The organism is Skermanella mucosa (assembly GCF_016765655.2).
Classification (GTDB): domain Bacteria; phylum Pseudomonadota; class Alphaproteobacteria; order Azospirillales; family Azospirillaceae; genus Skermanella; species Skermanella mucosa.
In genome coordinates this window covers 2,821,639-2,834,101 of record NZ_CP086106.1, presented here as the reverse complement: position 1 = coordinate 2,834,101, position 12,463 = coordinate 2,821,639, and the positions used below count along the sequence as shown (strand labels likewise).

10 protein-coding genes are annotated in these 12,463 nt (G+C 66.8%); all 10 read left to right on the top strand.

Features of this window, described 5'->3' with window-relative positions; all coding sequences use genetic code 11:
• Positions 1–69 precede the first annotated feature (69 nt).
• Positions 70–1,734 (top strand): NAD+ synthase, encoded by a 1,665-nt coding sequence (locus JL100_RS12920; RefSeq protein WP_202679469.1) that lies wholly within the window; start codon positions 70–72, stop codon positions 1,732–1,734.
• A 106-nt stretch (positions 1,735–1,840) separates the two neighbouring features.
• On the top strand, positions 1,841–3,157 hold the full coding sequence (locus JL100_RS12915; protein WP_202679470.1) for a cytochrome c peroxidase: 1,317 nt from the start codon (positions 1,841–1,843) through the stop codon (positions 3,155–3,157).
• Between the two features lie 91 nt (positions 3,158–3,248).
• Positions 3,249–4,592: a glutamate--tRNA ligase gene (gltX, locus tag JL100_RS12910; protein ID WP_202679471.1), complete on the top strand. Its 1,344-nt coding sequence runs from the start codon at positions 3,249–3,251 to the stop codon at positions 4,590–4,592.
• A 26-nt stretch (positions 4,593–4,618) separates the two neighbouring features.
• Entirely contained in the window at positions 4,619–5,992 is a 1,374-nt protein-coding gene (gene cysS / locus JL100_RS12905; protein WP_202679472.1) for a cysteine--tRNA ligase, read from the top strand.
• A 2-nt stretch (positions 5,993–5,994) separates the two neighbouring features.
• Positions 5,995–7,599, top strand: coding sequence for a citramalate synthase (gene cimA / locus JL100_RS12900; RefSeq protein ID WP_202679869.1), 1,605 nt, complete (start codon positions 5,995–5,997; stop codon positions 7,597–7,599).
• 25 nt (positions 7,600–7,624) lie between these two features.
• A complete protein-coding gene (locus JL100_RS12895) occupies positions 7,625–8,398 on the top strand; it encodes an RNA methyltransferase (RefSeq protein WP_202679473.1) in 774 nt (257 codons plus the stop codon).
• An 81-nt stretch (positions 8,399–8,479) separates the two neighbouring features.
• Complete coding sequence (locus tag JL100_RS12890; RefSeq protein ID WP_202679474.1) at positions 8,480–8,740, top strand: hypothetical protein; 261 nt, start codon at positions 8,480–8,482, stop codon at positions 8,738–8,740.
• A gap of 134 nt (positions 8,741–8,874) precedes the next feature.
• A complete protein-coding gene (locus tag JL100_RS12885) occupies positions 8,875–9,594 on the top strand; it encodes a response regulator transcription factor (RefSeq protein ID WP_202679475.1) in 720 nt (239 codons plus the stop codon).
• 226 nt (positions 9,595–9,820) lie between these two features.
• On the top strand, positions 9,821–10,345 hold the full coding sequence (locus tag JL100_RS12880) for a YfiR/HmsC family protein (RefSeq protein WP_202679476.1): 525 nt from the start codon (positions 9,821–9,823) through the stop codon (positions 10,343–10,345).
• Positions 10,346–10,383: 38 nt separating this feature from the next.
• The gene (locus JL100_RS12875) at positions 10,384–12,456 is read left to right on the top strand and encodes a TonB-dependent receptor plug domain-containing protein (RefSeq protein WP_202679477.1); all 2,073 of its coding nucleotides are present in this window, start codon (positions 10,384–10,386) and stop codon (positions 12,454–12,456) included.
• Positions 12,457–12,463 lie beyond the last annotated feature (7 nt).

Here is a 12,463-nt window from a genome sequence, read left to right as displayed (position 1 = left end):
TTGCCGCTTTGAGCAGGCGGACCGTCTTGGTAGATTGCCCGATCGATCCTTCCTGATGCCGGCATCGCCATGACCGACCGCCTCGCCATCGCCCTGGCCCAGCTGAACCCGACCACGGGCGCCATCGACCAGAACATCGACCGGATCCGCACGGCCCGGGCGGAGGCGGCCGCCCGTGGGGCCGACCTGGTCGTCTGCGCCGCCATGGGAGTCTCGGGGCAGCCGGTCGAGCAGCTCGTCCTGAAGTCCTTTTTCCTGGACGCGGTCGAGCAGGCGGTCCGGGAGTTCGCCGAGGAAACGGCAGACGGCGGGCCGGGAGTGCTGGTCGGCGCCCCCTGGCGGGTGGATGGGCAGGTCTGCAACGCCGCCCTGCTGCTGGACGGGGGCCGGGTGGCTACCATCCGGACCAAGCATGTTCTGGCGGACGGGACGCCGTTCGACGAGCGGCACCTGTTTGCCGCCGGCCCGGTTCCCGGTCCGGTCAATTTCCGGGGTGTTCGCCTGGGCGTCATGATCGCCGATGACATGGCGACGGCGGACGTCGCCGAAGCGCTCGGCGAATGCGGAGCGGAAATCCTGGTGGTCGCCGGGGGCGATGCGGTCGACGTGGATATCCAGGACCGCAGGATCAACCGCGCCGTGGCCCGGGTCGCCGAGACCGGCTTGCCGCTGATGTACGTGAACCAGGTCGGCGGGCATGACGAACTGGTGTTCGACGGGTCGAGTTTCGTCCTGGGCGCGGACCGCGCCCTGCGGATCCACGCGCCCGCTTTCCGGGAGAGCCTGACGGTCGCCCGATGGGAACGCGGCGGTGACGATGGCTGGATCTGCCAAGAAGGCGAACTGGCGGCCCCGCCGTCCGGGCTGGCCGCCGCATATCAGGCGCTCATGCTGGGACTGCGCGATCATGTCCGGAAGAGCCGCCGGAACGGGGTGCTGGTCGGCCTGACCGACGGCGTCGACAGCGCGCTGGCGGCAGCGTTGGCCGTCGATGCGCTGGGAGCGGACCGGGTCCATTGCATCCTGCTGCCGTCCCCCGACACCGGCCGGGAAGCGCTTGAGGACGGTGCGGAACTCGCGGAGCTGCTCGGCTGCAAGATCGACGAGATCGCGATCGCGCCGGCGTTGCGGGCGGCCGATGCCATGCTCGCCCCGGCCTTCGCCGGCCGCGACCCAGACAGGGCGGATGACGACCTTCGGGGAAGCCTGCGCGGTGCCGTCCTGCTGGCCCTGGCGGAGAAGTTCGATGCGCTCGCCCTGTCGTCCGCCACCCGGACCGACGTGGCGGTCGGACGGTCGATGCTGCATGGGGACCTGTGGGGCGGCTTCGCCGTGCTGAAGGATGTCTACCGGACCACCGTCGTGGCGCTGGCCAACTGGCGCAACCGGAATGTTCCCGACGATGCCAAGGGGCCAGCGGGCCGCGTGGTGCCCGAACGGGTCATCACCGACACGGCGGCCTTCGGATGGCGGACCGGTCGGGAAGGGGAGCGGGCGCTGCCCCCGGGAGACCTCCTCGACGACATCCTGCGCTGCCTCTTGGACCAGGAGTTGACCCTGGCTGAAATCCTGGACCGCGACCACGACCCGGTGGTGGTGGAACAGGTCTGGCGCCTGGTGGCCCAGGCGGAGCACCAGCGCCGCCAGCTTCCCCCGGGAGTCAGGATCAGCGGACGCGGCTTCGGCACGGGCTTCAGGTTGCCGGTCGTCAACGGCTTCACGTCGATCCTTTGACGCGCCGCGCCCTTGGCAGGGGTGCATTCCGTCGCATCGCTAATGCGAGTGATTTGCAGTAGTGTCGTGGCCACGGTAATCCGCCCGTACCGAGGCCCTGAATCGAATGCGCTTTTCCGCTGTCAATCCTTTCCACGTCCTGATGGCCAGCCTGGTTTGCACCCTGCTGGGCGGCATGCCCGCCCTGGCGCAACGGAAACTCGATTCGGCGGTGGCATCGGTGCTGGCCGACTATGTCAGACCCGAATCCGTTCCCTTTCCGGACGACAATCCTTTCACCGAGGCGAAGGCCGAACTGGGCCGCAAGCTGTTCTTCGACGCCAGCCTGTCCGGAGCGGGAGACCGGTCGTGCGCCACCTGCCACGCGCCGGTTTCCGGGTGGCAGGACGGGGTGCCGGCCCACCAGGGGCTGGACGGGACGCCCCTGGGTCGCCGGACGCCTTCGGTCCAGGATGCGGCCTGGGGCGAGCTGTTCTTCTGGGACGGCCGCGCCGGCAGCCTGGAGGAACAGGCGCTCGGCCCGGTCCAGAACCCGCGCGAGATGAACCAGACTCTGGAAGGCATGGTTCGGACGCTGGAAGCGGACCCGGAGTATCCGCCTCTGTTCGCCCGAGCCTTCCCGGAGGACCCGAGGATCACGCCGGTCACCGTCGCCAAGGCGCTGGCCACGTTCGAACGAACCCTGGTTTCCGGCGTCACGCCCTTCGACCGCTGGGTCGGCGGGGACGGCGGGGCAATCAGCGAGGAGGCGAAGCGCGGCTTCGAGGTGTTCACCGGTCCGGCGGGTTGTACCTCCTGCCATTCCGGCTGGCAGTTCACCGACCATGCCTTCCATGACATCGGCCTGCCCGGCGACGACCTCGGCCGCGGCGCGATCCTGGGTCTGCCGGAGTTGAACCACGCCTTCAAGACGCCGCCGTTGCGGAACGTCGCCGACCGCGCCCCCTACATGCATGACGGCTCCATCGGGACGCTGGAAGGGGTGGTCGAGCATTACCGCAGCGGCATCGTCCGCCGGGACACCCTGTCGCCCGACCTGCCGAGGATCGACGCCCTGTCGGACCGGGAAAAGGCCGACCTTGTCGCCTTCCTGCGCAGCCTCAGCCCCGATCCCGCGACCGCGGCGGATAGCCTCGCCGTCGCCTCGACGCCGGAGTCCGAAACCTCCGATACCCTGACGATCGTGCAGAAGGACAAGCGTTTCAGCCACCGCCATGTCCATGTCAAGGCCGGCGAGGTCCTGACGATCCAGAACCAGGACACCCGGGCGCACAATATCCGTGTGTTCGAAGAGAACATGGACTTCAACAGCGGATACCAGGAACCGGGCGAGCATGTCAGCCTGCCCTTCACCGAGCCCGGCACCTATCATGTGTTCTGCGGCATCCATCCCAAGATGAAGCTTCGGGTGGACGTGGAGTAGGGCAGGGGATGGACCGGGTTTCCGCCGTTTCGCATGGAGCCCCGGTGTGCTATCGGTGCCGGCCCTGTGTTCCCGAAGCCCGAAGAGATCCATGAGCGTCGCCGTCCGTTTCGCGCCGAGCCCGACCGGTCAGCTCCATGTCGGCAACATCCGCCTGGCGCTGGTGAACTGGCTGTTCGCCCGCAGCCAGGGGGGCAGCTTCCTGCTGCGCCTCGACGACACCGACCTCGAACGGTCGACCGTCGAATATGCCGCCGGGATAGAGCGCGACCTCCGCTGGCTGGGGCTGGAATGGGACCGGTTCGCCAGGCAGTCGGACCGGCTGGACCGCTACGCGGCGGCGGTCGAGCGGCTGAAGGGAGCCGGGCGCCTCTATCCCTGCTATGAGACGGCCGAGGAACTGTCGCTCAAGCGCAAGAGCCTGCTCGGCCGCGGCCTGCCGCCGATCTACGACCGCGCGGCGCTGCGGCTGACCGACGCGGACCGGGCGCGCCTGGAAGCCGAGGGGCGGACGCCGCACTGGCGATTCCTGCTGGAGCACGAGCCGGTGGAATGGGACGACCTGGTTCGCGGTCCGCAGCATTTCCACGGAAGGGACCTCAGCGATCCGGTGCTGATCCGCGAGGACGGACGGACGCTCTACACGCTGTCGTCCGTCGTAGACGACATCGAGCTGGGCATCACCCACGTCATCCGGGGGGAGGACCACGTCGCCAACACGGCGGTGCAGGTCCAGCTCTGGCAGGCGCTGGGCGGACCGGTGCCGGGCTTCGCCCACCTGCCGCTGCTGACCGACGCGACGGGGGCGGGCCTGTCGAAGCGGCTGGGCAGCATCAGCGTCGCCAGCCTGCGCGACGACCAGGGCATCGAGCCGATGGCGATCAACAGCCTGCTCGCCAAGCTGGGCACGTCGGACGCGATCGAGGCCCGCATGAGCCTGGCGGAGCTGGCGGCCGAATTCGACATGGCCAAGGTCGCCCGCGGCGCCCCCAAGTTCGATCCGGAGGAGCTGGCCCGGCTGAACGCCCGCGTGCTCCACGCGACGCCTTTCGAGGCGGTCGCCGGCCGGCTGCAAGCCCTGGGCTTCGGCGGGATCGACGCCATGTTCTGGGAAGCGGTGCGGCCCAACCTGTCGCGGATTGCCGACGTGGCGGAGTGGTGGCACGTCGCGCGGGAGCCGATCGAGCCTACTGTCGAGGACGCGGAATTCACCTCCGCCGCAGCGGCGCTTCTGCCGGCGGAGCCTTGGGACGAGACGACGTGGAGCACCTGGACTTCCGCCGTCAAGTCGGCCACCGGGCGCAAGGGCAAGGGCCTGTTCATGCCGTTGCGCTTGGCGCTCACCGGCCGCGACCATGGACCGGAGCTGAAGAATTTGTTACCTCTCATCGGTCGCGAGCGGGCGGAAGCGCGCCTCGCCGGCCGGGTTGCCTGAAGTCGATTTGTTTTAAGGAAGAACCGGTGGCGCTGGATCTTTTCAACACGCTGACCCGCCAGAAGGAACGGTTCGAGCCGCTGGTGCCGGGCAAGGTGGGCCTCTATGTGTGCGGCCCGACGGTCTATGACTACGCCCATATCGGCAACGCGCGCCCGGTCGTCGTGTTCGACGTGCTGTACCGCCTGCTACGCCGGCTCTACGGCGAGGTCCGCTACGTGCGGAACATCACCGACGTGGACGACAAGATCATCGACCGGGCACGCGACAGCGGGGAGAACATAGACAGCGTCACCTCCCGCACGACCGAGGCCTATCACAAGGACATGGCCGCTTTGAACGCCCTGCCGCCGGACGTCGAGCCGCGGGCGACCACCCATGTCGCCCAGATGATCCGGATGATCGGGCGCCTGATCGCGGCCGGCAATGCCTACGAGGCCGAAGGCCACGTGCTGTTCAGCGTGCCGTCGATGGCGGACTATGGCCGGCTGTCGCGCCGGTCCCGGGACGAGCTGATCGCGGGCGCCCGCGTCGAGGTGGCGCCGTACAAGCGCGACCCTGCCGACTTCGTGCTGTGGAAGCCCTCCGCCCCGGAGGTGCCGGGCTGGGACAGCCCCTGGGGGCGGGGACGGCCGGGCTGGCACATCGAGTGCTCCGCCATGGCGGAGGAGCACCTGGGGGAAACCTTCGACATCCATGGCGGCGGACTGGACCTGATCTTTCCGCACCATGAGAACGAGATCGCGCAGTCCGTCTGCGTCCATGGCGGCGCGCCGCTGGCGCGGTACTGGATCCATAACGGCTTCCTGACGGTGGAAGGCGAGAAGATGTCCAAGAGCCTGGGCAACTTCTTCACCGTCCGCGACCTGCTGGGCGAGTTCCCCGGCGAGGCGATCCGCCTGACCCTGCTAGGATCCCATTACCGCCAGCCGCTCGACTTCACCAAGGACGGGCTGAAACAGTCCAAGGCGACCCTCGACCGGTGGTACACGGCGTTGCGCGCCGTCGAGGACGTGCCCGCGTCGGGGGACGGCGTGCCGGCCGAGGTGATGGCGGCGCTGGAGGACGATCTTAACACGCCGCTGGCGATCAGCCACGTCCACGGCATCGTCTCTGCCCTGAACAAGGCGACCGACCCTGCGGAGCGCGCGGCCCTGAAGGGCGCGCTGCTGGGGGCCGGAGGCGCGCTGGGCCTGCTTGGGCAGGACCCGACGGAGTGGTTCCGCGGCGGCGATGCCGACGGGCCGGACGCCGCGGCCATCGAAGCGTTGATCGAGCAGCGCAAGCAGGCCCGCAAGTCGAAGGACTTCGCGGCCGCCGACCGGATCCGGAAGGAACTAGCCGACCAGGGCATCGTCCTTGAGGACGGTCCCGGCGGGACCACCTGGAAGCGGGCGTGACCATGGGCGAGCGCATCTATCTCTACGACACGACCCTCCGGGACGGCGCGCAGACCCAGGGAGTCGATTTCTCGGTGGCGGACAAGACCGCCATCGCCCAGGACCTGGACCTGCTTGGGATCGACTATGTCGAGGGCGGATGGCCGGGCGCCAACCCGACCGACGACGCCTTCTTCGCCGACCCGCCGGAGTTGCGGAACGCCACCTTCACCGCGTTCGGCATGACCCGCCGGCCCGGCCGGAGCGCGGCTAACGACCCCGGCCTGGCCGGCTTGGTCGGTGCGAAATGCGATGCGGTCTGCATGGTCGGCAAGACCTGGGACTTCCATGTGGACGTGGCGCTGAACATCCCGCGCGCGGAGAACCTGGAACTGATCTCCGACAGCATCCGGCTGATCCGGGAGCGCAAGGGCGAGGCGCTGTTCGACGCCGAGCATTTCTTCGACGGCTACAAGGCCAACCCGGACTATGCGCTGGAATGCCTGAGGGCGGCCTATGAGGCCGGCGCCCGCTGGGTCGTGCTGTGCGACACCAACGGCGGCTCGCTCCCCGACGAGGTAGAGCGCATCGTCCGCGCCGTGGCGGAGCGCATTCCCGGCGGCAACCTGGGCATTCACACCCATAATGACACGGAGAACGCCGTCGCCAACTCCCTGACGGCGATCCGCGCCGGCGCGCGCATGGTCCAGGGGACGCTGAACGGGCTGGGAGAGCGTTGCGGCAACGCCAACCTGGTGTCGCTGATCCCGACGCTGATGCTGAAGATGGGCTTCGAGACCGGCATTACGGCCGACGGCCTGCGCCGCCTCACCCAGGTCTCGCGCGGATTGGACGAAAGGCTGAACCGGGCGCCCAACCGGCACGCGCCCTATGTCGGGGAAAGCGCCTTCGCCCACAAGGGCGGCCTGCATGTCTCGGCGGTCGAGAAGGACCCGACGAGCTACGAGCACGTGGACCCTGCCAGCGTCGGTAACCGCAGGACCATCGTCGTCTCGGACCAGGCCGGCCGGTCGAACCTGCTCGCCCGTTTCCGCGAGATCGGCATCGAGATCGATCCGCGGGACGAGCGCATCGCCGATCTGGTGGATCTGGTCAAGCGGCGGGAATATGACGGCTACGCCTATGACGGCGCCGAGGCGAGCTTCGAGTTGCTGGCCCGCCGCGCCCTGGGCGAGGTGCCGGATTTCTTCCGTCTCCAGAGCTTCCGGGTCATCGACGAGCGGCGCTGGAACGCCCGGGACGAACTGATCACCCTGTCCGAGGCGACCATCAAGCTGGATGTCGGCAGCCAGTCCCTGATGACGGTCGCGGAGGGCAACGGCCCCGTCAACGCGCTGGACATTGCGCTGCGCAAGGCGCTGCTTCCCGCCTATCCGGAGTTGGCAGGACTCCGGCTGGTCGACTACAAGGTCCGCATCCTGACGCCCAACGACGGCACCAAGGCGGTGACCCGTGTCATGATAGAGAGCACCGACGGGCGGGGCGCCCGCTGGACGACCGTCGGCGTCTCGGCCAACGTGATCGACGCATCCTACAACGCGCTGCATGACAGCATCACCTACCGGCTGTACCGCGCCAGCACCGCCCCGGCACGGGACGGACAGTGATTTAGATAGTCAGACGTATAGAGAGATGGCAGGAACCAACCCCCAGCGGGACGCCGTGCTCGGCGGACCGGCGATCATCCTGATCGAGCCCCAGCTCGGCGAGAATATCGGCACCTGCGCCCGCGCCATGCTGAACTGCGGGCTGACCGACCTTCGGCTGGTCCGTCCGCGCGACGGATGGCCGAGCGGCAGCGCCAAGGCCTCCGCGTCCGGAGCGGACCTCGTGCTCGACAACGCGCGCCTGTTCGACCGGACGGAGGACGCGATCGCCGACCTGTCCCACGTCTTCGCGACCACCGCGCGCAATCGCGGCATGATCAAGCGGATCATGACACCGCGCGAGGCGGCGTCGGAGATGCGGTCCCAGTCTTCCGCCGGCCTTGCAACCGGCGTGCTGTTCGGGCCGGAGCGGACGGGTCTGTTCAACGACGACCTGGCGCTGGCGGACACCAGCCTGACGGTACCGCTGAACCCGGCGTTCAGCTCGCTCAACCTCGCCCAGGCCGTCCTGATCATCGGGTACGAATGGTACCAGACCGGCGACGTGGCCCCTGGGCGCTATCTACACACCGGAGCGACCCGCCCCGCCAACAAGGAAGAACTGGTCAACCTGTTCTCCCACCTGGAAGAGGAACTGGAAAACTCGCGGTTCTTTTCATCGCCCGAGAAAAAGCCTTCGATGATTCGATCGATAAGGAATTGCTTCCAGCGCATGGATATGACTGAACAGGAAGTCAGGACCTTCCATGGCATCATTTCGGCATTGACCGGACGGAAGAGGTCGGCAGCAAAGGAATAGTCCCTTTACAATCCGGATAGACTTCCGCCGACTGGCATGAGGGTTGCTGAATTGCCTCCATCCAACGGATAGGAGGGGATCATGAATTTCCAGAAGTTCAGCCGGAGCCTGCGCCACGCGCTTCGACATTTGCAATTTGCGGGGCAGGGTGCGAACACGCGGGTCAGATTGACCGAGGCGGGAGTTCTGCTGAGCGATGCGGCGGAGGAGGTCGATCTCGCTCTCATGGAATTGGAAACGGCGAACAGCAACGACCTGGAGTGCGCCGACCTGCGCGAGGCAACCGCCCAGATCCAGGAGGCGATCCACCTGATCAGCGGGGTCCACCGCAGGATCGGATAGATGGGAGGCAAGCTGCCTTTTCTCGCCTCCCAGGAGAGCCGGACAGACGGTATGCCGCTTGCCCGGCAAGGGGACCCGGATTATCAATACCGGGGACCTAGTGCCCGCGCCGGGGCTGACCAGAGACGAGCGACATGGATCGGGGCACTGAAACCGGTGCGTCCAACCGGCATGCCATACTGCTGGTGGAAGGAGACTCGCCCGAGCGCGCCGCAACGGCCGCGGTCCTGAGGCAGGAAGGCCACCATATCGTCGAAGCGGCGAGCCTGAGGGAGATGGACCGGGCGTTGGCGGAGCGGCGTTTCGATCTGCTTCTCACCGATCTGGCTCTGCCCGACGGCGTTTCATTCACCCGTCTCGGACAACTCCGCCGCGACGAATCTCTCGGCATCATCGTCGTCACCGCCCGGACGGAGGAAGTCGACCGCATCCTCAGCTTGGAGCTGGGCGCCGACGACTATCTTGTGAAGCCTCTCAACCAGCGGGAACTGGCGTTGCGCGTCCGGAACCTGTTGCGCCGCCTGCGTGCCGGAAGGTCGGGCGCCGGAGCCACCTGCCGTTTCGACGGGTGGATGCTGGACTTGGCGCGGCGCCATCTGCAGGACCCGACCGGGCGCAATGTCCGGCTGACTCGCAGCGAGTTCGACCTGTTGGTCACGCTGTCGTCCAATCCCGGGAGCATCCTCGACCGCGACCGCCTGACCGCCGCCATAAACAGGCGGCCCGGGTCGCCGGACGATCGCACGATCGACGTGCTGATCGGGCGACTGCGGCGCAAGATCGAGATCGATCCGCAGGATCCGAGGCTGATCCTGACGATCCACGGCCAGGGATACTGCTTCGCGGCGGTCTGACGCCCGATGTGCGGGATTTCCCGACACCGGCAAGTGATTACCCAAGAATTCAATCGATCTCGATCTACTGATCTTTGCGAACTATGAAGTTTCACTTTTGAAATAACCCATTCAATTTCATTCACAAAATTCGTCTAAGTTTTACTAGAGACATGCAAAGGCAAACTATAGCTTTCGAACCGAGAGACTTTCCGAAAACTACCCGCCAATCAGCGAGGACACGCTTATGAAGTGGAAGGCGCTTGTCCTGACGGTTCTGCTTTGCCTGCCCGCAGCCGTGGCTCGCGCCGACGTGGCGCTGGACGATGTGCAGGTCATCGCCAAGTCGTTGGGCTTCCTGACGGCCAAGCCGGCCACTCCCGCCAAGATGGCAATCGTCTTCGCGCCGGAGATCGAAGCGTCCAAGGCGGACGCCGACCGGCTGGCCGCCATGCTGGGCGGTGGTTTCAAGGAAGGCTCGCTGACGCTGGAGCCGCTGCTGGTGCCGGTCACCCAGCTGGACAAGCTGGAGGGCGCCGGCGTCGTCTTCGTGACCACGGGCTTGGCGGCGCACCACGGCGCGATCTTCGACTCGGCGAAGGCGAAACGCCTGCTCACCGTCTCGACCGATTCCAGCTGTGTTCGCGCGGGCCGCTGCGTCATGTCGGTCGCCAGCCAGCCGGCCGTTGAAATTCTGGTGAACAAGCAGGCAGCTGATCAATCCCAGGTGGCCTTCAAGGCCGCCTTCCGCATGCTCATCATCGAAATCTGATGCCGTCCCCGCCTAGCGTGACGCTCCGAGGATCCGCCATGAAGACCCTGTTTCCGCTCGCATCCATCGGCATCGCGCTCGCCCTGACCGCGACCGGGTCGGCGACCGCCCAAACGATCAACTACGGAGAGCTGGAGGCGCTGTTCAAGGAGCCGGTGACCACCAGCGCCACCGGCAAGCCGCAGCGGCAGACCGAAGTGCCGGTCACCATGGACATCATCACCGCGGAGGACATTCGCCGATCCGGTGCCAACGACATTCCCGAAATCCTGCGGAACGTCGCCGGGGTCGATGTCTGGCGCTGGACCAACGGCGCCACCGATGTCGGCGTGCGCGGATACAACCAGGCGGCCTCGCCCCGGCTGCTGGTGCTGGTGAACGGCCGGCAGGTTTATCTCGATCATTACGGCGTCACGACCTGGAATGCGATCCCCGTCGAACTGTCGGAAATCCGCCAGATCGAGGTAGTGAAGGGACCCAACTCGGCGCTGTTCGGATTCAACGCCGTCGCCGGCGTGATCAACATCATCACCTTTTCGCCGCTCTACGACGACGTGAACACCGCGACCCTGCGCGGCGGGACGCAGAAGTACCGGCAGGTCTCGCTGGTCAATACCCTGAAGGCCGGCGACAGGGCGGGTCTGAAGATATCCGCCGGCGCCTCCGACGCCGACGAGTTCGACACCGACGCGAGCGCGCTGGAGGACCGCCTGCGCCGGGGGCCGGAGCGGCGGTCGCTCAGCCTTGACGGCTTGGTCCAGGTGACGGACGACATGCAGTGGGGCGTCGAATTGACGCGCAGCCACCTGGAATATACCGACACGCTTTCGATCTACACGCCGTCGCGGGCGACGACGGATACCTATTCCGCCCGCACGTCGCTGACGGGCGAGAGCGGCTGGGGCCTGTGGGAAGCCTCCATCTACCGCAACTGGCTGGAGGCCGACCTGGACAGCGGCGGCGTCTCGTCGGACCTGCCGATTACCAACAGCGTCACCGTGGCGAAGCTCCAGGACCTGTTCAAGGTCGGCGCCGACCACAGCTTCCGGATCTCCGGCGAGTACCGGCACAACACCATGGAAGTCGTGCCGCACAAGGAAGCCACCGTCTCCTACGACGTCTACTCCGCCGGCGGAATGTGGGACTGGTCGGTGTCGAAGTCGGTGTCGCTGACCAACGCGGTCCGGGTGGACCATCTGCGGCTGGACCGCAGCGGGCCGGTGACCCTGGCTAACTTCCCGAGCGCCACCGGGCCGTTCACCAACGACGACTACGACAAGAACCTGACGGAATACAGCTTCAACAGCAGCCTTGCGTGGCGGCCGACCAAGCTCGACACGGTACGCGTAATGGCGTCGCGGGGCGTGCAGCTCCCCTCGATGCTGGCCTTCGGCTATCACGACGGGTTCCCGCCGAATCCCGGCAGTCCGCTGCCGATCTATTCCCGGATATCGGGTAGCCCGGATATCGACCCGATGTCGGTCATGAATTATGAGCTGGGATACGACCGGCAGATCCCGCAGATCGACGCGCTGGCCCGATTCAGCCTGTACCGGCAAACCTCGAAGAACCTGATCGGAGACGTCGATCCGACCCGGATCAGCTCGATCGACTTCAACACCTTCCCGATCCCGGTCGATTTCCTGTTCGGCAATGTCGGCAGTTCGGACGCCACGGGGTTGGAAGTCGGCATGGACGGCCGCATCGGCACCGCTTGGCGCTGGGGGCTGAACTACGCGTTCGAGATCGTCGACGACGATCTGGTCGCGGCCTACAACGACGGCAATCCGACGGCCGTCGCCTTCGAGGACTCCACGCCGCGGCACAAGGTGAACGGGCGGATCGGCTATACGCGCGGCGGGTTCGAGGCGGACCTCTTCGCCAACTACGTCTCCGGCTACCGGGTGCCGCAGTATCAGCCCGGCGCCGGCATGTGGGGGCTGGCCGACGTCGAGGACCGGATCACGTTGAGCGGCCGCGTCGGCTATCACCTGAACGACATCATCACCGTCGCGGTGGAGGGACTGTCGTTCAACCAGACGAGCCACCGGGAGACCTCGCTGCCCGAGGTCGAACGGAGGCTCTATTTCTCGGTGCGGGCCGACTACTGAGTTCCCG

What these genes read in the sequence shown, in the direction of transcription:
- JL100_RS12920 (WP_202679469.1), top strand. Translation starts at nt 70, where the DNA reads ATGACCGACCGCCTCGCCATCGCCCTGGCCCAGCTGAACCCGACCACG.
- JL100_RS12915 (WP_202679470.1), top strand. Translation starts at nt 1,841, where the DNA reads ATGCGCTTTTCCGCTGTCAATCCTTTCCACGTCCTGATGGCCAGCCTG.
- gltX (WP_202679471.1), top strand. Translation starts at nt 3,249, where the DNA reads ATGAGCGTCGCCGTCCGTTTCGCGCCGAGCCCGACCGGTCAGCTCCAT.
- cimA (WP_202679869.1), top strand. Translation starts at nt 5,995, where the DNA reads ATGGGCGAGCGCATCTATCTCTACGACACGACCCTCCGGGACGGCGCG.
- JL100_RS12895 (WP_202679473.1), top strand. Translation starts at nt 7,625, where the DNA reads ATGGCAGGAACCAACCCCCAGCGGGACGCCGTGCTCGGCGGACCGGCG.
- JL100_RS12890 (WP_202679474.1), top strand. Translation starts at nt 8,480, where the DNA reads ATGAATTTCCAGAAGTTCAGCCGGAGCCTGCGCCACGCGCTTCGACAT.
- JL100_RS12885 (WP_202679475.1), top strand. Translation starts at nt 8,875, where the DNA reads ATGGATCGGGGCACTGAAACCGGTGCGTCCAACCGGCATGCCATACTG.
- JL100_RS12880 (WP_202679476.1), top strand. Translation starts at nt 9,821, where the DNA reads ATGAAGTGGAAGGCGCTTGTCCTGACGGTTCTGCTTTGCCTGCCCGCA.
- JL100_RS12875 (WP_202679477.1), top strand. Translation starts at nt 10,384, where the DNA reads ATGAAGACCCTGTTTCCGCTCGCATCCATCGGCATCGCGCTCGCCCTG.